This is a genomic window from Myxococcus stipitatus DSM 14675, assembly GCF_000331735.1.
Taxonomy (GTDB): domain Bacteria; phylum Myxococcota; class Myxococcia; order Myxococcales; family Myxococcaceae; genus Myxococcus; species Myxococcus stipitatus.
The window spans coordinates 1,645,888-1,667,276 of sequence record NC_020126.1; the positions used below are offsets into that span (position 1 = coordinate 1,645,888).

13 protein-coding genes are annotated in these 21,389 nt (G+C 70.0%); 5 read left to right on the plus strand and 8 right to left on the minus strand.

Annotated features, from left to right (window positions below; translation table 11 throughout):
• Positions 1-473: 473 nt before the first annotated feature.
• The 8 genes from MYSTI_RS06610 to MYSTI_RS06645 are packed head-to-tail and all read right to left on the minus strand — an operon-like array spanning position 474 to position 11,753.
• Positions 474-2,393, minus strand: coding sequence for a tetratricopeptide repeat protein (locus MYSTI_RS06610; protein ID WP_015346941.1), 1,920 nt, complete (start codon positions 2,391-2,393; stop codon positions 474-476).
• The gene (locus MYSTI_RS06615; protein ID WP_015346942.1) at positions 2,393-3,031 is read right to left on the minus strand and encodes a coiled-coil domain-containing protein; all 639 of its coding nucleotides are present in this window, start codon (positions 3,029-3,031) and stop codon (positions 2,393-2,395) included. Before MYSTI_RS06615 ends, MYSTI_RS06610 begins: the two co-directional genes overlap by 1 nt.
• Positions 3,028-3,561: a hypothetical protein gene (locus tag MYSTI_RS06620; RefSeq protein WP_044279138.1), complete on the minus strand. Its 534-nt coding sequence runs from the start codon at positions 3,559-3,561 to the stop codon at positions 3,028-3,030. Before MYSTI_RS06620 ends, MYSTI_RS06615 begins: the two co-directional genes overlap by 4 nt.
• Positions 3,543-6,815, minus strand: a complete 3,273-nt coding sequence (locus MYSTI_RS06625) for a tetratricopeptide repeat protein (protein WP_015346944.1) — start codon at positions 6,813-6,815, stop codon at positions 3,543-3,545. The genes MYSTI_RS06620 and MYSTI_RS06625 overlap by 19 nt, the downstream gene beginning before the upstream one ends.
• Positions 6,812-8,425, minus strand: a complete 1,614-nt coding sequence (locus tag MYSTI_RS06630; protein ID WP_015346945.1) for a hypothetical protein — start codon at positions 8,423-8,425, stop codon at positions 6,812-6,814. Before MYSTI_RS06630 ends, MYSTI_RS06625 begins: the two co-directional genes overlap by 4 nt.
• Positions 8,422-9,057 carry an outer membrane beta-barrel domain-containing protein gene (locus tag MYSTI_RS06635; protein WP_015346946.1) on the minus strand — a complete coding sequence of 212 codons (636 nt, stop codon included), beginning with the start codon at positions 9,055-9,057 and terminating at the stop codon, positions 8,422-8,424. The genes MYSTI_RS06630 and MYSTI_RS06635 overlap by 4 nt, the downstream gene beginning before the upstream one ends.
• Positions 9,058-9,110: 53 nt before the next feature.
• A complete protein-coding gene (locus MYSTI_RS06640; RefSeq protein ID WP_015346947.1) occupies positions 9,111-11,312 on the minus strand; it encodes an AgmX/PglI C-terminal domain-containing protein in 2,202 nt (733 codons plus the stop codon).
• 39 nt (positions 11,313-11,351) lie between these two features.
• Entirely contained in the window at positions 11,352-11,753 is a 402-nt protein-coding gene (locus MYSTI_RS06645; RefSeq protein ID WP_233278191.1) for a hypothetical protein, read from the minus strand.
• A 228-nt stretch (positions 11,754-11,981) separates the two neighbouring features.
• Between MYSTI_RS06645 and MYSTI_RS06650 the strand changes: the two genes are divergently transcribed.
• The 5 genes from MYSTI_RS06650 (at position 11,982) to MYSTI_RS06670 (ending at position 21,375) form a co-directional block, all read left to right on the plus strand.
• Positions 11,982-14,363 carry an NHL repeat-containing protein gene (locus tag MYSTI_RS06650; protein ID WP_015346949.1) on the plus strand — a complete coding sequence of 794 codons (2,382 nt, stop codon included), beginning with the start codon at positions 11,982-11,984 and terminating at the stop codon, positions 14,361-14,363.
• 142 nt (positions 14,364-14,505) lie between these two features.
• Entirely contained in the window at positions 14,506-16,104 is a 1,599-nt protein-coding gene (locus MYSTI_RS06655) for a hypothetical protein (RefSeq protein ID WP_015346950.1), read from the plus strand.
• 170 nt (positions 16,105-16,274) lie between these two features.
• The gene (gene mtsC, locus MYSTI_RS06660; protein ID WP_015346951.1) at positions 16,275-17,606 is read left to right on the plus strand and encodes a cell-cell cohesion MYXO-CTERM protein MtsC; all 1,332 of its coding nucleotides are present in this window, start codon (positions 16,275-16,277) and stop codon (positions 17,604-17,606) included.
• Between the two features lie 32 nt (positions 17,607-17,638).
• On the plus strand, positions 17,639-19,630 hold the full coding sequence (gene mtsD / locus MYSTI_RS06665; protein WP_015346952.1) for a cell-cell cohesion protein MtsD: 1,992 nt from the start codon (positions 17,639-17,641) through the stop codon (positions 19,628-19,630).
• A complete protein-coding gene (locus MYSTI_RS06670) occupies positions 19,627-21,375 on the plus strand; it encodes a vWA domain-containing protein (protein ID WP_015346953.1) in 1,749 nt (582 codons plus the stop codon). Before mtsD ends, MYSTI_RS06670 begins: the two co-directional genes overlap by 4 nt.
• Positions 21,376-21,389: the final 14 nt, after the last annotated feature.

The window sequence follows — 21,389 nt, forward strand, 5'->3', positions numbered from 1 at the left end:
GGAGAGTGGCACGGACGCCGACAGCACTTCGGTGCGGTGTTGTGGGGAATGCCCGCATGAGCGGCTCGGGCACGCTCCGAGGAGAGTGGCACGGACGCCGACAGCTCTTCGGTGCGGTGTTGTGGGGAATGCCCTCATGAGCAGCTCGGGCTCGCTTCAAGGAGAGCGGCACGGACGCCGACAGCTCTTCGGCGCGGTGTTGTTGGGAATGCCCGCATGAGCGAGCGGCTCGGGCTCGCTTCAACGAGAGTGACTGGGGCGCCGTTAGCTCTTCGGTGCGGTGTTGCAGGGACTACCCGCGTGAGCGGCTCGGGCGCCGCCCGCTGATGTGCGCGGCTTTTGTTTCCGAGGGCCGTGCGCGATTCCTTGTGGTGCTGCCGGGAAGGCGCGCGTGAGCGCCTTCTCGTGCTTCCTGGAGAGTGGCGCCGCCGCTCACGGGCGCGGCGCTCGTCTCCGTAGACAAGGTCGAAGGGCTACTCCGACTTCGCGGATGCGCCCAGTCGCTTCAGGGCCTGCTTCGCGTCCTCGTGGTTGGGCTCCAGCTTGAGCGCCGTCTCGTAGGACTGCTTCGCCTCATCCATCCGCTTGGCCGCCTCCAGCAACTGCCCCAGGGCGTTGTGCGGCTCGGCGAAGTTCGGGTCCACCTGCACCGAGGCGCGGAAGGACTTCTCCGCGTCCTTCGTCTTGCCCTGCTGGTACAGCGCATGGCCCAGATAGAGCAACGCCAGCGCGTTGCGAGGCTCCACCGAGAGCACATCCCCCAACACCTGACGCGCCTTGGCTCCGTCCCCACCGCGCAGGTACAGGTTGCCCAGCTCGGCGCGCGCTTCAATCTGCGCCGGGTCCTTGGCCACCACCGCCTCCAACTCCGTCACCGCCAGGTCAGGCCGCCCGCGCCGCGAGTGGACGATGCCCAGCCGCGCCAGCGCCGCCGTGTCCGCCTCCTCGCCTTCCTTCGGCCGCAGGTACGTCTCCGCTCCCGGATAGTCCCCCATCGCCATCAACAGGTCCGCCAGGGCGAGCTTCGCCCCGCGATGGTTCGGGTCCTCCTTGAGAATCTCCAGGTACAGAGGCTGCGCCTTCGCGGCCACGCGCTTCTTCGCGTACGCGTCCGCCAACGCCATGCGGTTCTCCACCGTCGGCGACAGGCCGATGCACGCCTCGTACTCCACGATGGCGCCGTCCAGGTCACCCTTGGCCTTCAGCGCCTCGCCATAACCCGCGCGCGCGGCGGCATCCTTCGGGAAGGCCTCCACCGCCGTCTTCAGCGTGGCCACCGCCTCCTCGGCCTTGCCCAGCGAGAGGTATGCCCGAGCCAGCCCCTGGTACGCCTCCGTCGTCTTGCGGCCGTCGTCGGAGCTCTTCTCGATGGCCTTCTTGAACGCCTCCACCGCCTGCTTCTTCTTGCCCTGCTCCAGGTACAGGTGGCCCAGCTGTGTGTACGGCCCGCTCGAGCGGCGCGGCTCCAACACCAGCGCCTTCTCGAAGGACTTCGTCGCGCGCACGTTGTCGCCCAACTGGAAGTAGGCGAGCCCCAGGTTGAAGTGCGCCTCCGCGTACTTCGGGTCCGCGGAGATGGCCTTGAGGAACGCCTCCGTCGCCTTGCGCGGGTCGCCCTTCTCGTTCAGCGCCACGCCCAGGTTGTTGTGCGCCCGTGCGTGCTTCGGCTCGGCGGCCAGTGCGCGCTGGTACTCGCCAATCGCCCCGTCGTAGTCGTTCTCCCGCAGCAGGATGACGCCCAGGTTGTAGTGCGCCTCCGCGTCGCCCAGCTTCTCGCGCGTGGCCTCGCGCAGCGTCTCCTTGGCCTCGGCGTTGAGCCCCTTCTCGGCCAACGCCTTGCCCAGGTTGACGCGCGCCACGTTGAGCTTGCTGTCCAGCTTCAGCGCTTCCCGGTACGCCTCGATGGCGTCGTCCGTGCGGTTGGCGCGCTGGAGCGCCTCGCCCAGGTTGAAGCGCAGCTCCGCGTCCTTCGGCGCCAGCTCCACCGCGATGGAGTACTGGCTGATGGCCACGTCCGTCTCGTCCAGCACCCGGGCGAGCAGGCCGCGCTCGGCGCGCAGCGACATGTCCTCCGGGAACGCGGCGATGGACTGGTCCAGGAGCGTGCGCGCCTTCCCCGCGTCACCCGCGAGCCGCACCGCCCGCGCCAGGGCCAGCCTGGGGGGAATCAACTCCGGCTCCAGCTCCACCAGCTTCGTCAGTGGCTCCACCGCCTTCTTCGGCTTGTTCAACGCCAGGAAGGCCGTGCCCAGGCGGTAGAGCGCATCCGCGTCGTCCGGAGACGCGCGCAAGCGAGCGCTCTCCACCGCCGCGGTGCGCTCCAGCGCCGCCGCGTCGGGCGGAGGCGTCTGGGCGGTGAGCAACTGGAGGACTAGGACGCCGGCTTTCGTCATCACAGGTTCTCCACGTAGGGACTGGCACGCGCATCAAACGTCTTCCGGGCCAGCGCGGTCTTCTTCACCTCCCACGCCTCCCGCGCCGCCTTCTCTTCCTTCTCCGCCTCGGCCAGGCCCGCGCGCTCTTCCTTCACCTCCGCGTCGCACTCGGCCACCTGCTCCTCGAACTCCTTCGGGTCCAGCTCCTCGCTGCCCTCCACCTTCGCCTTGCGGGCCGATGCGAGCTTGGCCATCTCGAACTTCGCGAAGGCGCAGTCGCGCGCCAGCTCCGACACGTCTCGCAGCCCCACCGACAGGCGCTGCTTCGCGCGCAGGTACTCCACGCGCGCCTCGGACTCCTCGATGGCCAGCTTCGCCACCTCGCGCGAGACCTCGTCGGTGGCGCGGTCCACCTCGTCCTCCGCCGCGTCCTGGCGGGAGCGGGCGCGGCGGATGTTGTCGCGGGCGCGGTCAATCTCGTTGTTGGCCTCGTCCACCTTGTCGACGGCGAGCGCCAGCTCGTTCTCCGCCTCGAGCAGCTCGATGCGGACCTCGAAGGGGAGCTTCTTCACCAGCGAGCCGGGCACCTTCATGCCGTAGCTGGAGCCGCACCCGGCGGCGAGGAGGGAAAGCGTGAGCAGGACGATGTGCTTCATGGAACGGTCGCCTCGAAGCTGCCGAAGATGGTGCGGCCGGAATAGATGTCGATGCCGTTGACGAACGTGACGTGGAAGTCGCCCGACACGCGCTGGCCCTGCGCGGTGGGCAGCTGGTCCACCACGAGCGAGCCCCGCTCCAGCTGCGGGAACGCCCGCGCGGGCTCGTCCAGCACGGCGCGGCCGATGGCGCCTCGCTGCGCGCCACCTCCCACGTCCTCGGCCAGGTTGATGTCGAGCCCGCCGGTGTAGCCCTCGGGAATCATGTCCCCCACCCGCGCGCTGACCTTCAGCACGGTGTTCACCCCCGAGCCCTGCGGCGTGACGAAGTTGATGGACAGCTCCCCCTCGGCCAGCACCGCCTCCGCGCGGCGGTAGCGCAGGTCCAAAAGCGGCGACACGCTGCCCTCCAGCGTGCCGCCCTCCTCGCCGCACGCGCAGAGGCCCGCCGCCAGCGCCGTGAGCGCCAACGTCCTCAGTCCTCGCGCGCGGGGGGGATGAAAGCGCGGGCTCACTTGCACGCCTTCCATCCCGCGGTGTCCACGTCGGGGCCGTTGAGCGTGCCCACGTCCTTGAGGACGGACAGCTCGCGGCGGGCCCCTTCCACGTCGCCGAAGCGGCAGCGCAGCGCGGCCAGGTTGAGCCGGGCCTTGTCGTAGGTGGGGTCGGAGTCCATGGCCTTCGCGTACGCGGCGCGAGCCCCCATGGCATCCCCCATGTTGAGCAGCGCCCAGCCCAGCGCGGAGTGCGCGGACGCCTTGGTGTCCTGCAGCTCCGTCACGCGGCCGAACGTCAGCTGCGCCACGCCGAACTGACGCGCGTCCAGGTAGGCCATGCCCAGTGCTTCCAGGGACTCGACGCTGAGGGTGCGCTCGGCCTTCTTGCGCAGCTCCTCCAGCGCCGCGGGCTGCATCGGCGCACCCGGCTGAGGCACGGGCAGCGCGGCCTGCTCGGCCCGAGCGCGGCAGCCCACCACCGCGGCGTTGAACACCTCCAGCGACTCCGCGCGGGACAGACACGCCTTGAACGCCTCTTCCGAGCGCGCCTTCAGCGGCCCCACCTGCTCCTTGACCGCCGCCTGGAACTGCTGCGACTCGGCCGAGGACAGGCCCGCGGGGACAGGCGTGGACTCGACGACGTCCGCGATGTGGCCGTACGCCAGCGCCAGCTTCCACAGCGAGGCCACCGCCCACTCGGGATAACCCAGCGACGCGGCCTGCGTGTAGATGCCCTCCAGGCTCTGCAGCGCGGCGACCTTCTCCTCCACCTTGTCCGCCGGCAGGTCCTTGTAGCCACGGTAGAGAATCTCGCCCAGGAACCACAGGCCCTTGGCGGCCTCCTCCGTCTGCCCGTTGGGGCCCTGCACCGCGGTGGTGAGCGTGGCCACCAGCGCGTCCGCGTTGGCCGTGGGCGCCGTGGTCGCCTGCACCTCGGCGAGCACCGCCGCCGCCCCCGCGCTGCGCGGGTCCAGCTTCAGCGCGGACTCCGCCGCCAGCTTCGCGCGCGAGAAGTCCTTCGCCTTCAGCCGCGCCTCGGCGAGCAGCACCAGCACCTCCGACTTGCGAGCGCCGGAGACCTCCGCCGCCGTCTCCAGGTTGCGCGCGGCCTCCTTGTACTCACCCAGCGCCATGCGCAGCCGCGCACCCGCGAGCCACCCATCCACGCCGGCGATGTCCGCGCCCAGCTTCTGGCCCACCTGCTCGAACCAGGTGGCCGCCTCGCCGAACGCCGCCGCCTCCGCCGCGTGCCGGCCCAGCGTCAGGAGCACGTCGGACAGGTACTGGCTCTTGGGGTAGTCCTGCACCAGCTTGCCGCCCAGGTCGCGCTCGGCCTGCAGGTCCCGCTTCTCGCGCGCCGCCGTGAATGCGCCATACAGCGCCTTCTCGCCGATGTCGGAGTTCTTGTTCTCGTCCGCCACCTTCACGAGGCCCTGGATGACGTCGCCCGTCTCCTGGGCGCTCTGGAGCGCCAGCTCGTCCAGCGCCTCCGCGCGGCTCTGCGTGAGAATCTTCTGCACCTCCGCGCGGAAGCTCGCGGGCAGGGGCGAGCCGAGGAGCTTCTTGCCCGTCTCGTCCATGCCCTTGAAGTCGTTGACCTGCCGCAAGCTGTCCAGCGCCAGGTTGCCGGCGACGGTGGCTTCCTTGTGCTGCGGATGCGTGAGCGCGAAGGCGGTGAACAGCTCCGACGCCTTCGGGTAGTCGCCGTCCTCGTAGAAGGCGCGGGCGATGTTGAACTTCACCTCCAGGGCGTTGGGGCTCTGGGGGTAGCGGGACACGTAGTCGGCGCCCAAGAGCTTCATGGCCTGGCGCGCGTCGGCGACCTCGTAGGCGTTGCGCTTGAGGGCCTCCTCCGGCTTGAGCGTGGAGAAGTGCGCGAGCAGCGCCGCGTAGACGGCCTCCTCCTCGCCCTTGGCGTCCTTGGCCTTGGCCTCGTAGCGGGCCAGCTCCTCGAACTGACGCGCGGCCTCCGGGAAGGACTTGGCGGAGAAGAGCGCCTCCGCGCGGTTCTTCATCATGGGCCGCACGTACTGGTCGGGGCGGAAGAGGCTCAGGTACGCCTGATAGGCCTCGGCGGTGCTCAGGTAGAGCTCCTTCTCCTCCTTCTTCTGCGCGGCCAGGTGGAGCTGGGTGGCCAGGTCGCGCCCCATCTCCTCCAGCTCCACGAGCTGCTTCTTGCGGTCCGTGTCCGCCAGCTCCGGGTCCGTCTTGCTCTGCACCGCCGCGCGCACCAGCACGCGAAGGTCCTCCGGCTCCGGCAGCACCTTGCCCTTGGCCGCCTTGAGGGCGTCATAGAGCTTCTGGCCGCGCTCCAGGTCCTGCTCCGGGTCGTGCTGGATCTCCATCAGCTTGCGCAGCGCGGGGATGGCCCACTCGTACTGCTGCTTGATGAAGTAGCGGTTGCCCAGCTTGTCCAGCGCCAGCGCATACGTGGCGCGGCTGTCGCTGAGCTTCTCGAAGTAGTTGAGCGCGCCCTTGGCCGGACGGGCCTCCGTGTAGCTGTAGACCAGGTCCAGCAGCGCCTCGCGCTTGACGTTGAGCGCCTTCTTCACGTCCACGCCCGGCAGGGGCGCGCTCGCGGCGGCGGCCTCGAAGAACGCCACGGCGTCCGCGTGCTTGGCCTGGTTCACGCGAATCCAGCCCATCTTGTAGCGGGCCAGGTCGTGCACGGGGGAGGGCGGGGCCTCGAGAATCGCCTGGTAGTGCTTCTCTGCCTCGACGAGGTCCGCCTTGTCGAAGAAGTGGTCGCCGAGAATCTGCTCCGCCTCCAGCCGCAGCGGGCTGGTGGTGAACTTGCGCGTCAGGTCGCCGAGCGTCTTGAGCATCTCGTCGAACTGGCCCAGTTCGCGCTGCTCGTGCGCCAGGTAGAACGTCACCTGGTCGCCGTCCTTGAAGTCCGGGTACTCACGCAGCAGGCGGTAGTACATCTGCACCGCCTTCTGCTTGAGCAGCCGCGTCTCGGGCGAGACGATGGCGCCCGTGGCTCCCTCGGGCCGGGACTCGGCTTGGTGGTAGTACACGTAGCGGCTCTTCTCGACGTAGAGCTCGGCCAGGCGGAACTGCAGGTCCGGCAGGTACGGCGCGTTGCGGCTCTTGGAGATGAGCTTCTCCGTCTCGCCGATGGCGCGGTCGACCTTGAAGATGTCGCGCTTGAGCTTGGTGATGAGCTCCTCGCGCTCCTTGGCCTTGGAGACGATGGGGTTCAGGCCGGGGCCGGAGCGGCTGGTTCCCGGTGCGGCGGCCGCCAGCAGGGCGGCGGCAATCAGGCCGGTCATGGTGCCGGTCATGGGGTCTCCTCGATGCAGCGGCTCTCGATGCTGACCCGGTACGACTTGAGCTCGTCGTTCCAGTATTCGCCGTTGAAGCGGAAGGCGACGCTGTCGGGCGTCAGGAGTTGTTCATCCTCGGGCGCCACGATTTTCGCGCCCTTCTTCACGCGCTCGTACAGCTTCAGTCCCACTTCGTATTCCATCAGCCGCACCTGCTCCGCGGCGCGCAGCAGCGTGTCCGCCTCGTGCCGCACGGCGTCCGCCAGGCGCGCGTCGTAGACCCGCACGGCCTCCGCGCGCGACAGGTCATACAGCTTGGTGAGGTGCGTGAAGAGCCGGTCGCCGAAGCTGCCGGCGTAGCGGCCCAGGCGCTCCCCCTCCAAGTCCAACGTCTCCACGAAGCGCGAGGCGCGCATCGTTCCACCGTGCGAGTTCGCCGCGCGGCGCAGGCGCAGGTCTTGCGTCAGGTCATCGCGGTTGCGCACCGCCTCCAGCGAGTCGGCGAAGCGGCGCGTGAGCTCCTTCGCGGCGCGCTTGGCGGGCAGGTAGTGACACAAGTCCCGGTAGATGAGCGCGCGCAGGAGGTACTTGTCCGGCAGGAACTCGTCGCGGAAGGACGGCGCGTCCAGCGTGGTGAGGATGCCCAGCGACGCGCGCAGCTCGCCCAGCTTGTAGCGGGTCCACGCCTCCTCCAGGTAGATGCTGGCGCGGCCCGGGTCCAGCTCCGGCAGCTTCACCAGGTTGTAGGCCTCCAGCGCGCCGGTGAAGTCCTTGCGCTCGTAGCGCAGGCGGGCCACCGCGAGCGCCGCCTCGTTGCGCGCCTCGCGGGTCAGCTTCTCGTCCTTGGACAGGCCCAGGAAGTCGGCGATGAGCTCCTCGGACGGCTCCTTCACCTGCTTGAGCCGCGTGACGAGCATCGCGAACTTCGCGTGGCTGGCCTCGGCGCTCGTCTCCGACAGCTTGGCGAAGTGCGTGTTGGCCCATCGCTCGTTGCCCACGCGCAGGTCCACCAGGCCCTGCTGGTAGTGCGCATAGGCACCCGTCTCCTCCGGGAGGAAGCCCAGGTCCAGCGCGCCGAAGACCTGCTCGTCGATCATCACGTCGTCGTGAGGACGGTCCGTCAGCTGCTTCAGCGCGTCGAGCGCGCGCGGGATGACGTTGGGGTTGGAGCGCTCGCGGGCGATGCGCGCCAGGTAGGAGGCGCCCGCGTGCGTGAGCCCCAGGTCGATGAGGCTCTTGGCGAGGAAGTACTGGCCCCAGGCGTAGTTGTCGTCTGTCTTGGGCGCGGCCAGCAGCCACGCGTACAGCGGGCCCGCGGCGGCGCGCGCGTCACCGTCGAAGTAGTCCTGGAGCGCCTTGTCGAAGACGGCCGGGTCCACCTTCTGCGGGAGGGGCGGCGGGGCCTCGGCCGTCGCCGGCTTCTTGTCGGACGCGGGGGCCTCCGCGCCGGGAGTCGCGGGCGCCGCGGTCGCGGGAGCCGGGGTCGCGGGCTTGGTGGCGCCGGCCTTGGCGCCCGGTGGGGGCGGCGGCATGGGCAGCGAGCCACCGCCGGACTGCGCGGAGGCCGCCGCCGGAGACACGACGAGCGCGGCGCTGGCGAGCGCGGCGATGAGGGAGCGAGGAGTCATTCCGTGGCGCCGAAGTTGAACGCGGTTCCGAGCTGGACCACGGGGACGTTGATGATGCGCGACGCGCCGGCGAACACGACGTTGTTCGTCACGTCGAGCCGGAACGACAGCGTCTTGCCGGAGAACATGCGGACGCCCACGCCCAGGTTCACCGCGGGGCGGAAGCCGTCCGCCCGGTCGATCTTCACCACGGTGCCGCCGACGAGCAGGGACGCCTCGAAGTGGACGACGGAGCTGTTGAGCACCGCCGTCTTGCCGTAGAGCGGGCTCCAGACCAGGTCCGAGCCCACCATCCACTGCACCTGGTCCTCGAACGCGGACGCGGTGGGGGCCACGTCGAAGTCGCGCTCGAGCTGACGGCGCAGCGACGTCTGGATGTTGTAGCTGTAGGTGCCTCGGCCCACCTGCCACGCGAACGTGTCGCTGAAGTGGTACGTGTACGAGACGCTTCCGACGAGGCCCTTGTAGAAGGCGTCGGCGGGGAGCACGCCGACACCGAGGTAGAGCTCGTGGTGCATCCGGTAGAGCCGCTCCTGGATGGCGGAGACGGCGCCGGGATTCTCGAGCGCCTCGGCCTGGGCGCGGGCAAGGCCGGGCACCAGGAACAAGAGGATGAGCAGGGCGTATCGCACGGTGGGGGCTTCCTGGCGGATGAGCGGAACGAGACGCGGCGGGGGGGCCCGCGTCAGTAACCGACGGAGTTGAAGAGGAACGGGTAGGTGATGATGACCACGCCGCCCTTGGGGGCGGGGAACGACCAGGTCTTCAGATTGGAGAGGATGCACGCTTCGACGGAGGCGTTGCGCAGCGTGGAGGACTTCGTCTTCGCGGCGGCCACGCTGCCGTTGGTGCCGATGGTCCACTCCAGCACCACCTTGCCGGCGAGCCCCGGGTCCTTGAGGAGCGCGCGCTCGTAGCAGCCGTGGACTTCGTTGAGGTGGCTGTTGATGACACGCGCCACGGCCTCACGGTCCACCGTGCCCTGGGTCGAGGAGATGCTGCGGGCGGTGGCGCGCGTGACGGTGGCGCCGACCTTGCCCTTGCCCACGGAGCCCGCGCCCAGCGCGCCGATTCCGCCGCCGCCCTTGCCGCGCAGGAGCTCCGCGCCCAGCGTCGCGCCGCCGCCCTTGCCGCCGCCGCCCAGGCCGAACGTGCCCAGGCCCGCGTTGGCGATGGGCGCCTTCCCGATGAGGCCGGACAGCTTGTAGTTGGACGTCTTCACGTTCTTGCTGCCGGGGCCACTGCCCAGCTTGTCCACCGCGGCGAGCAGGTCATTGGTGGCGGGGCCCGCGGCGGACAGCTTCGCGAGCGCCTTGAGCGCCTTGTTCTCCGCGGGCGCCGCGGCCACCGCCTTGGGGGGCGTGGGCGGAGGCGGCGTCTTCTCCACGGGCTTGGGCGGCGCCTTCTCCGCGACCTTCTTCTCCGCGGGCTTGGGCGGCGCCTTCTCCTTGATGGCCTCCAGCTTCTTCTTGGCCTCTTCCTTCTTCTTGGGCTCGGGCGCGATGAGGCGCAGCGCGACGGGCGGCAGGTTCTTCTGCGTGAAGTCCGCCGTCTCCGGCGTGGGCGGCTTCATCACGATGAAGGCGCCCATCGCCCCGGCGAAGAGGACGAAGCACGACAGGGCCAGCCACGGCAGGCCCTTGAGCGGGTTGACGAACACGCGTTCGGGCACGGGGGCCGCGTACGCCACCAGCGACATCTGGCCCTGCGTCAGCCGCGCGCCCACGCCGTCGCGCAGCGTGATGAAGCGGCGGCTGCCGTCGGACTCCAGCGCCGCGCCGGTGACGGGCGCGAAGCGTCCATCGTTCGCGCTCTTCTCCACCTCCGTCCCCGGAGGAACGAACAGGCGGAAGGCGCCGTTGAGCGACTCCGCCAAGGTGAACGGCGCATCACCTTCCGGCAGCGAGAAGCCCCACAGCGGCATGGCCTCCGGCACGTCCAGCGAGGCCTGCACGGGCTTCTTCTTGTCCGGCTTGAAGCGGCGCGCGTCGCGGCGGATGGTGCCCCAGTAGAGCTCCAGGTAGAGCTGCGAGGGGCCCTTGCCCTTGCCCATGCGCGGGGCGTGCGTGGGACGCGACGCGGTGACCTTCGGCTCGCTCAAGAGCGGGCCCTTGGGCTCGGGCAGCGGGTCCAGCGCCACGTCGGAGAGCAGGTCCTCCGCCAGCAGCATGCCCGTGCTGGCGGCGGGAGGCGGCTCCTGCGTCGCGCGGCGGCGCACGGACGGCACGGTGCCGGCGGGCACGGGCGCCTGCAGCGGCTGCGGCGTGGGCACGGCGGCGACATGCACGGGCGCGGGAGGCGCAGGCGGCGCCGGCATGGGGACGACGGCGGGCGCGGCGGCGGACTGCTGCGGATAGATGGCCTGCGTCGCCGCGTGGGACGGGTGCTGCGAGGGAGGCTGCGGCACGGCGCGCACCGCGGGCACGGTGGTGGCCAGCGGCTGGGCCGGCGCGGTGGCGGGGCGCAGCTGGCGCACCTGCGCGGAGGGCTGCGGCGCGGGCTGGGGCGGCGCGGGCTGCGGCGCGCTGAAGAGGGCGGCGACCTCCGGCGGAGGCTGCGGCTTGGCCTCCTGTGGCCGCTGCGCGAGCACGCGTGTCTTGAGGACGAAGGGGCCGCACAGCACCTCGTCGACGGAGCGGATCTCGCACGCGGTGACGCGGTGGCCGTTGACGAACAGGCCAATGGCGGTGCCCGCGTCCTGGATGGCGGCGCGGCCATTCTGGAAGTAGAGCAGCGCGTGGCGCGGCTCCACGGCGGGGTCATCCAGCCGCAGGTCCGAGGACGGGTCTGAACCCAGGGCATACGTGCCGGGGACGAACACTTCCGTCCCAACGAGGAGTCCGTCGCGGAGGATGACGACTTGCAGGACGCTGGGCTGGCCGCTCAACGGTGACGCTCCCTTCAAGGGCTGGTGGGCGGTGCAGCCCTACTGGTCGTACACCGTGGCGAGGGTCTCGGTCCGGAAGCTGTCGCGCTCGCGGATCATCGACCGCTGCTTCAATTCCTTGCGGTCGTAGAGATAGACGGCGCCCGACTTGTTCGTCTGGCCTTGGATGAGCCGGTCATCGAAGTCGATGCGTGACGGGCCGCGCTGCGGCGGCGCCGAGGATGTGGCCGCATCCGCCTCGCCCGTCACCGGGTCCGTCACGGGTGCGCCCTTGGTTTCAATCTTCGGCGGGGCCTTCGAGCTGGACTTCTTGCCAGCCTTCGCCTTCGCCGATTTCGCGGAACGGCCGCGGCCCTGGGCCCATGCATCGCTCGGGAACAACAAACCACCGATGCCGAGGAGCTGGGCGACGGCCATGCAGAGGAGGAAGCGTCGCATCATCAACAAGTTAAGCGATGCGCGTATGGACCTGTCAACGCACACTCCAGCCCTCTTCGTGAGGGGCGGGGGAACATGTGTGGGGGGCACTCCACCCCATGTGGGGCGCATGCTCCACGACAGTGGGTTGGACGTTGCCGAGCCGCTGAAAAGATGGCGTGGTGCTCCGCATCCCAGCGCGTGCGCCGACCGGGTGTTCGCGCGATGGGACTCAGCGTGGCGGCGTGATGGATGGGAGCTGCTCCCGGGCGATGGGCCCGAGGAGCGCGGGACACGGATGTGACAGACGCGGCGCGCAGAGGGGCATTGCTGGCGGTGGGCGTGGTGCTGTGGACCGCCGCCGGAGTCGTGGGCTATCGCCTGAGCACTCGGGACGCGGCCCGCTCGGGGACGCCCGAGTCGCAAGTGACACAGGTGGGCGCGAGCACCGCGCCGAGGCTCGACTCGGTGGGGCCTCGGCTGACGAGCAATGAGACATCCCAGCCGCTGTCCATCCAGGGGGAGCGGCTGGTGACGGGGTTGCGTCTGTCACTGGGTTCCCCGCTGTCGCTGGAGCTGCCGCTGACGGTGGTCGACTCGCGCCACGCCTTCGCCCGGCTGCCCGCCGGGCTGGCGTTGCCGGAGGACCTGCCGCAGGTGGTGGTGGAGGCGCGGCTGGTGTCGGACAGGGGCGCGACGTGTGAGGGGGGCGCCACCCTCACGCTGGTGAATGACGCGGCCTTCCCCGACCTGACGGGCATGGTGGCTTCCCCGGATGGCCGCAGGGTGTTCGTCCTCTCGCCGCCCACGGACACGGTGTACGCGGTGGAGGTGGAGTCGGGGCGCGTGGAGGTGCTGTCGGTGGGAGATGGCCCGTCCGCGCTGGCGACGTGGAAGGACGCGCGAGGGCAGGCGTTCCTGGGCGTGGTGCACCGCTTCCTGCCGGAGCTGCGGGTCTACTCGCTGGAGGGGCCCACGCTGGGCTCGCCGCGCGGCATCCCCGCGCCGCTGGGGGCCTCCGGGCTGGAGGTGGATGGCGTGAAGGGTGTGGCCTTCATCGCCGAGCAGGTGCGCGACACGGTGCGGGCCATCCAGTTGGAGGACGGCCACGAGCGCTGGAGCACGCCGGTGGACCCGAATCCCCGAGCGATGGCCCGGTGGAAGGACGTGCTGGCGGTGGGCAGCCTCCAGACGGGGCAATTGGAGCTGCTGCGGCAGGAGACCGGCCTGCGCGTCTTCTCGGTGGTGCCAGGGCCGGGGGTGCCCATCGTCGGCGGCCACACGGAGCGCTTCCGCGCGCAGGTGATGGGCGGCAAGGCGCCGCGCACGCTCCTGGCCAGCGAGAAGCTGGGCCGGCTCTTCATGGCGAGCCTGGGCCCCAACGTGGGCCCCAACCCCCAGCGCATGGAGGTGAGCAACAACAGCGGCGTGGCGGTGGTGGACCCGGCGCGCGGCGACTACGTGCGACACCGAGGCTTCGGCGCGGGTGTCACGGAGGGCCTGGCGCTGGATGAGGCGCGCGGGCTGCTCTACGCGGCGGATGTGGGCCTGGGGCGGGTGAGGGTGCTCGATGCCCGGGCGCTGATGTCGCCGGACGACGCGGCTGCGCGCGGCGCGGTGCTGCACGAGGTGGTGCTGATGCCCCCCGACAGCATGCCGCGCATCCGCCCCTCGGAGGACTTCTCCATCAAGGGGCGCGCGGGTGTGGAGCTGCACTCCGGGCCGCGCTCGCTGGTGCTGTCCCCGAATGGGAACACGCTGTACGTGCTCAACCGCTTCACGCGGGACATCGCCGTGGTGGACGTGCGCGAGGCGCGCAAGGGGCGGGCGGTGGTGACGCGGCGGCTGCCGGTGGTGACCTCGCGCGCGCAGGCGAAGCGGCGGCTGGGGCAGGTGCTCTTCTACGCGGACCTGGGACGCACGGGCATCACGTGTGACGGCTGTCACATCGAGGGCCACACCGGCGGCGTCTTCTACGAGAAGACGCGGCCCAATCGCATCTACCGCTCGCCCACGGTGCTGGGCAGCCGGGACACGCCGCCGTTCTTCACGCCCGCCAGCCAGCACGACCTGGCGGAGACCGCGAGCTTCGTGGGGGGACGCAATCGCTTCCACAACCCGAACCCGTCCCCTTCCGAAATCGAGGCGCTCTCCCTCTACACGTCGCTGCTCGTCACGCCGCCCAATCCCTACCGTCGCCCCGACGGCGCGCCCCTGGAGACGGTGACGCTTCCGGATGGGCACGTGGGCTCGCCCGCGCGGGGGCGCGCGTTGTTCGAGGGCCGCGGCGGCTGTCTGTCCTGTCACCCCGCGCCGCTCTACACGCTGGACCAGGACGCCGCGACGCGAGGGCAATATCTCGACGTGGGGACGCCGGTGGCGCTGCCCCTGCGGCAGGAGCTGCAGGACCTGGTGGTGGGGGCGGCGCCTCCCTCCCTGGTGGGGACGTGGGACATGTGGCCGCTGCTCACCAGCGCCACCGCGGGCTACGGCGTGAAGGACGGGCGGCTCGTGGTGGAGACGCGCTTCCCGCTGCGGTCCGTGCTGGAGACTTCCGGGCCCGCGCATGGTGATGCACGGGCCTTCCATCCTCAGGAGCGTGACGATGTGCTCGCCTTCCTCCTCACATTGTGAGCACGCGTCACGACACAGTGATTCACGGTTCCATGGCGAGGCGAAATTGCGGCCAACGGTGTGTGCGGGAATCCGAAGAATGCGTCTCACGCGTGGCAGTCACTTGCGTTGCCGTGGGTGGCTGCGGTCTACAATCCAGCGGATGGCCCCCCTTCCGCGCATCGCGTGGCCGCTGCTGCTGCTTCCGATTCTTCTCCTGTCCTGCTCCGACGCGGGCCTCTATTCCATTGATGGACGGGCAGCCAACCGCGGGGACCGCGCCAACTTCTCCGGCACCGTCTGTGTTCCGAGCGCGGGCGGCGAGGCGTTTCCCACCAAGGTCCTCTTCGCGCTGCAGGGCGGCCAGGGTGTGGAGCCTGAAATCGTGGGCTACGCCACGGATGGCCTCTCCACGCTGACCAGCCGGTTCTCCGGTCCGTTCGTGAAGTTCGGCCTGGTCGCCTACCACACGGTGGCCACGGGCATCGTCGGCGGCTTCGCCGACGCGGAGACGCTCCAGGCGGCGCTGCCTCGCTTCGCGACGTATCAAGAGACGGGGCCCGTCAGCGTCCGCTCGTCCCTGCGGCTGGCGAAGACGCTGCTGTCGGGCGACATGCAGACGTCGTGTCGCGGCGAGGTCGCGCGCACGCGCTACATGGTCGTCGTGGTCATCCGCAGCCAGGACACGAGCTGCGCCAACCCGGCCTTCAACATCGGCCTGGACCGCGCCTGCAACGCGCTGCAGGACAAGGTCGCCTGCAGCAAGTGCGAGCTCACCGCCGTCACCGGCGAAATCAAGGCGCTGGCGCAGCAGTTCGGCGCGGGCGAGGTGGTGGTTCAGCCCATCTATGTCCGCGGTGAGACGTCGGACCCGGTGACACGCGAGCACGCCGCCGCCATCGCCCACGCGGGTGGCACCGAGCCCCTGGAGACCGACGGGCCGGGCCTGTCCATCACCCTCACCAGCTTGAAGTACGCGGCGCGGACCAACACCCTCAAGCTCAAGCGCTTCCTCGCCTTCAACCGCAACGTGGCGGTGCGCGCCGGACAGGTGCTCGTCGACAGCGACGGTGACGGCCTGCCGGACGTGGACGAGGATGCGCTGGGCACCGACTCCCGGCAGCTCGACTCGGACCAGGACGGCCTGATGGATGGGCTGGAGGTCCGCGCCGGCCTGGACCCGCTGGTGCCGGATGTCATCACCGGCTGCAACATCTCGCTCGACGAGGACGGAGACCGCCTCAACACGTGCGAGGAGCGCGTGCTGGGGACCAACCCCTGCATCGGCGACACCGACGGCGACACGCTGCCGGACCTGGTGGAGGCGCTGTCCCAGACGAACCCGCTGGTGCCGGAGGACCTGCTCGACTCGGACCGGGATGGCCTCTCCAACATCGCGGAGGTGGAGGCGCACGGCGACCCGCTGAGCGCGGACCTCGACTTCCATCGCGAGCGCGCCTACGGCTACGACCTGGTGGAGACGACGGCCGCGGCGGATGGCCGCATCTGCTACACGACGCGCGTGGAGAATGTCTCGCTGGGCCAGACGCGCGAGCGTCCCCATCCGCTCATCCCGGGCGAGGTCATCCGCGCGGGCACCAACGAGGTGTATCTGTATCTCCAGGCGGGTCGGGACAATGACCCGCGCGGCGCGGGCATCGGCTCGCTGCTCATCCAGCCCATCCAGTACGACAAGGAGAAGGGGCGCACCCCGTCCGGCATCCTTCCGCTCGAACCCGAGGCGTTCATTCTCGGGAAGTGATCCACCCTCGAGTGTGGGGCCAGCCCCCCGCTCGGACTGGGGAGTGCCCCCCACACTCCTCGGTCCAATCCCTCTCTCCTCTTGGCCAACCACTTGAAACTTCTGAGATTCACGCGAGGCCAATGTGCGGATCGTCTCTTGCTAAGGGCTCGGGGCTGAAAGGAGTCACCATGTCACTCGTTCGAGTCGCTCCGCTGCTGATGCTCGGGGCATTCCTGGTCGTGAACCCTGGTGTCGCGCAGGCGCAGAACCCCACCACCAACGCGGACAACCCGGAGTGCCTCGGGGTTTCTTGCGGTCGTCCCCAGGAGGAGGGCGGAGGCGGTGGTTGTGGATGTGGCGGTTCGGTGTGGGTGAACTACACGGACGACGGCGACACGCTGGCGTACACGGATGACGCGGACGGCGACGGCCGCGCGGACGACCGGGACAACTGCCCCTTCGCGTCCAACCGCGACCAGACGGACGGCGACAGCGATGGCGTGGGCAACGTCTGCGACAACTGCTCGGCGCTCTCCAACTCCACCCAGCGCGACGCGGACGGCGACGGCAAGGGTGACGACTGTGACGAGGACCAGGACAACGACACCATCCTCAACGGGCAGGACAACTGCCCGCTGATTCCCAACCGCGACCAGTCCGACCTGGACGCGGACGGCGCGGGCGATGTGTGTGATTCCGACGACGACAACGACGGCGTGGCGGATGGCGCCGACAACTGCCCGCGCGTGCGCAACCCGGAGCAGGTGATGCCCACCGACGGCAGCCAGTGCCGCGTGGACGCCGACGGCGACAACATCTCCGACAACGGCGACAACTGCCCGGGGCTCTCCAACTCCGACCAGTCCGACAAGGACCAGGACGGCATGGGTGACGCGTGCGACGTGGACGTCGACGACGACGGCATCCTCAACGACGCGGACAACTGCCGCGACGTGAAGAACCGCGAGCAGACGGACGATGACCGCGACGGCCTGGGCGACGCGTGCGACCGCCTCTACTGCCTCGTCGTGGACCCGACGCAGCCCTTGAAGTGCCTGGACCCGAAGGCGCCCTTCACGGTGAGCGCCGGTGGCACGGCGAAGCTCGCCAACGCGGGCGACGGCCTGCGTCCGCCGCTGTTCGCCAACCGCAACGGCGCCGCCATGGAGTACCGCTGGACGGTGAGCAAGCGCCCGGAGGGTTCCAACGCGGTGGTGGAGAATCCCCAGGGCGCGGTGACGCTCAGCCGTGACTGGCAGTACACGTACGTGGACGGCAGCGTGCCGCACTTCGTGCCGGACTCCGAGGGCACGTACGAGCTGACCGTGGAGGCCCGCCTGGCCTTCGCCGACCGCGTCTTCCCGGACCAGCGCGTCTCCACCTCCACCCTGGTGTTGACGGTGGGCAAGGGTGACGGCGATGGCCCCAACTGCTCCTCCGTGCCCGCCGGCTTCAGCCTCACGGCGCTTGGCGCCGCCCTGCTGGGCGTGCTGATGCGCCGCCGTCGCCGCGAGCCGTAAACCCGTTGTTCCTCGCCAGGAGGTCGTTTCCTATGCGCCGCCTTGTTCGTCTCCCGCTGCTCGCGGCGGGCCTCCTGGCCACGGGACTGCTGTCCTGTACCGACTCGATGCTCGAGCCCCGGACGGAGCAGCAGTCCAATGTCGACAACCGGGTGATGCTCCAGGGGCGTGTCTGCACGCGCCCGCCCAACCCCTCCGGCTTCCCCGTGAAGGTGGTGGTGGTCATCGACGAGTCGGGCAGCATGTGCATCTCCGACCCGCCGGGCGCGCAGCGCGACAGCGGCTTCTGCCAGCGCGCGGAGGTGCAGGCCATCATCCCGCCCGGTGTCACGGAGCCCGCGCGCGTGCGCGCGCTCAAGCGCCTGGTGACGCAGTTCCGCGAGGTCAACGCGCGGGGCGGCAACGTGCAGGTGTCCGTGGCCCCCTTCGAGACCAACGTGCGAAACGTCTGGCCTCCGGTGGCGACGGGCAACCGCTTCGCCCGGCCGGACACCAACATCGACAGCTACATCGACGGCCTGCAGAGCCAGCTGGGCAAGGGCACCGACTACCAGGGCGCCCTGTCCTACGCCTACAGCCTCATCGCCAGCGACATCAACGCCGTCTCCCTCTCCAACCCGGAATTGCTGCCGCGCACCCGCTACGTGGTGGTCTTCCTCACGGACGGGACGCCGTACCCGCGCTGCTCCGCCAGCGACAACCTCAGCGTCTATGCCTCGCCGGACAGCCCGGACCTGACGTGGCGGGACTCGCTCACCGACTTCTGCAACGCCACGGACCCGGAGGACCAGATTGAAGGGTTCGAGGTCGGCACGGACCGCAACCAGAACTACCAGCTGTTCAGCTACGTGCGCCGGCTGATGGAGCTGAAGGAGCAGAACAACGTCGGCGACGTGCGCATGCACACGGTGCTGCTGTTCAACCAGGAGGCGGTGCGCGCCTGCGGCCCCATCTGCCAGGACATCTACGGCGTCTACCCGGGGGTGCCCCAGGCCGAGTACCCCGCGGCGGCGAAGAAGATTGCCTCGTGGCTGCTCAAGCGCTTCGCGGAGCTGGGCAACGGCGTGTACCAGGAGTTCAACGACACGCGCGAAATCTCCAACCTGGGGTTGGGCGCGCTGGACTACTCGTCCTTCGCGTCGCGCAACGTGATGAAGACGCTGATGGTGGAGTCGCTCAGCTCCGCGCCGGGGTTGGACTCGCGCGTGGTGGACAGCGACGGCGACGGGGTGCCGGATGACGTGGACACCTCGTTCGCGCTGAAGACGAACCCGTTCATCCCCGACAGCGACCGCGACTGCCTGGATGACGGCTTCGAGTCGCGCCGCGCGGACCAGGGCTTCCGGGCCGACAACGACTTGGATGCGCGTGGGTGTGACCCGAACTCCCCGCTGACGCCGCGCTGCACGTGCCGGGACACGGATGGTGACGGCCTGTCGCAGTTCGCGGAGGCGTACCTGCGCACGCGCGAGACCATCGTCGACAGCGACGGTGACGGCATCCCCGACAGCATCGAGGCCCGCTGGGGCCTGGACCCCCTGGCGCCCACCGTGGCCGGGCTGGACACGGATGGAGACGGCCTTCCGGATGAAGTGGAGCTGCGCGCGGGCACGGACCCGACGCGTCGCGACAGGGCCTTCTTCGAGAAGAGCGGCTACCAGTACGAGACGCGCATCGCCGAGGTCCGGCCCAACGGCAGCATCTGCTACGACTACACCGTGTCCAACCTGACGATGGTGACGCCGCCGGACCGGCCGGGCTCGCCCAAGCAGGGCTTCAACCTCTTCCGGCTGTGGTTCGCGGAGGCGCCGGAGAGCGGCGTGGCCACGGACTACGGCGTGTGGCAGGCGGCCTGCGCGTGGGCGCAGTACGCGCCGCCCAGCGTGCGCATCCCCGTGGGGCCGGAGCTGACGCTGACGAATGAGAACTTCAGGGTGCCCACGGAGCTGGGCAATCCCTGGGAGAATCAGGGCCGCTGTGTGGGGACGCCCCCGGCGGGCTCGCAGGGAGGATTTGTTCCGTGAGTGTGGCTGGTCGCGTTCTGGCGGGGCTCCTGGTCTCGCTCGTGGTGGTGGTGGCCTGCACCGATTCGTACCTCTACGACCCGCGCCGGGACGTGGAGGTCCCCGTGGACCGCTCCGTCTCGCTGCAGGGCCGCTTCTGCTCGGTCGGCTCCAACGAGGTGGTGCGCCCCATCAAGATCATCGTCCTGATGGACGCCTCGCAGTCCATGCGCGTCAGCGACCCGGACGGCACCCGCGCCACCGCGCTGGTGCAGTTGATCGAGAACCTGCCGAGGGACCCGGAGGTGCAGCTGGCGGTGGCGTTGTTCGCCGGCAGCACCACGGCCTTCCTCACCCAGAAGCCGGGCAACCCGCCGGAGGATGGCTTCGTGCAGGTGTCCAGCCTCGACGGCGCCGCGATGCGGGGCCTCACCGAGCGGCTGCTCACCTTCCGCAACCCCGACACCTCCCCGAACCGGGACTCGACGGACTTCGTCAAGCCGCTGTCGGACATCTACTCGCTCATCAACTCGGACATCGCGCGCAGCCGGCTGGAGCCGGGGGGCGCGGAGGCGCTGGCGCAGGCGCGCTACTCGGTGCTCTTCCTGTCGGATGGCAAGCCCACGTCGAACCAGGACAGCGAGCTGCTCCAGGGCGACGCGGTGGTGCGCATCCGCCAGCTGAGGGACCTGGTGGAGGACGTGCGCGTCAACACCGTGCATGTCTTCAACCCCACGCAGCCGGTGTCGTCGGTCTGTGACTTGTCGGGTGATGGGGGCTGCCCGCTGCTCATCATCAACCAGAACGCGGACCGGCTGGAGAAGATGGCCGCGCTGGGGGGCGGCAACTTCCGCGACTTCCGCAACAACGAGCCCATCAACTTCCTGGACTTCGCCTTCGGCCAGGTGCGGCGCACCTTCGTCGTGAAGGAAGTGGTGGCGACGAACTTCTCCTCGCCGCCGGGCAGCCCGGTCGACGAGGCGGACACGGACGGGGATGGCCTGACGGATGCGCGCGAGGCGCAGGTGGGGACGAACCCGAACAAGATGGACACCGACGGCGACGGCTTCAGCGACGGCGTGGAGGTCTACTTCCGCGAGCGCGGCGTGGACTTCAATCCGACGCAGGTGGCCGACCCCGACGGCGGCGGGCTGGACAAGGGCTGTCCTCCGCTCCTGAGGGACCAGGACTCCGACTGCGACGGCCTGCTCGACTGCGACGAGCAGTTCATCGGCACCAACTCCACGCTGGCGGACAGCGACCGCGACGGTGTGCCGGACGGCATCGAGTGGCGCGGTGGCACGCAGGGCGCGAGCAACGACCTGGACGAGGACCCGGACAACGACGGGCTGTCGAGCCGCGCGGAGCTTCGCCTGCACACCCGCCCGCTGGAGGTGGACACCTCGCGCCTGGCCGCGGAGGGCTACCGCTACCTCTTCGAGGCGGACGGTCCGCCGGATGAGCAGGGCCGGCAGTGCTACACGCTGCGCGTGGACAACGTGCTCCTGGCGCCCACCGTCGCCGCCGCCGATGACGCGGGCGTCGTGACGCGAGGCGCGGGCTTCAACAACGTGGCCCTGTCCGTGGCCATGGTGCCGGCCGATGACCCCACCGCGCGCACCCTGGTGCGCACCTTCCGCGTGGACTCCGTGCGCTATCCGGTGGGGGGCATCAAGTCTCCCGCGGATGGCGTCGTCCGTGTGACTCCCGAGGACTTCATCGACGGCTGCCCCGGCCGCCCCGATGTGGTGCCTCCGACGCCGTGAGAATCGACGCCGCC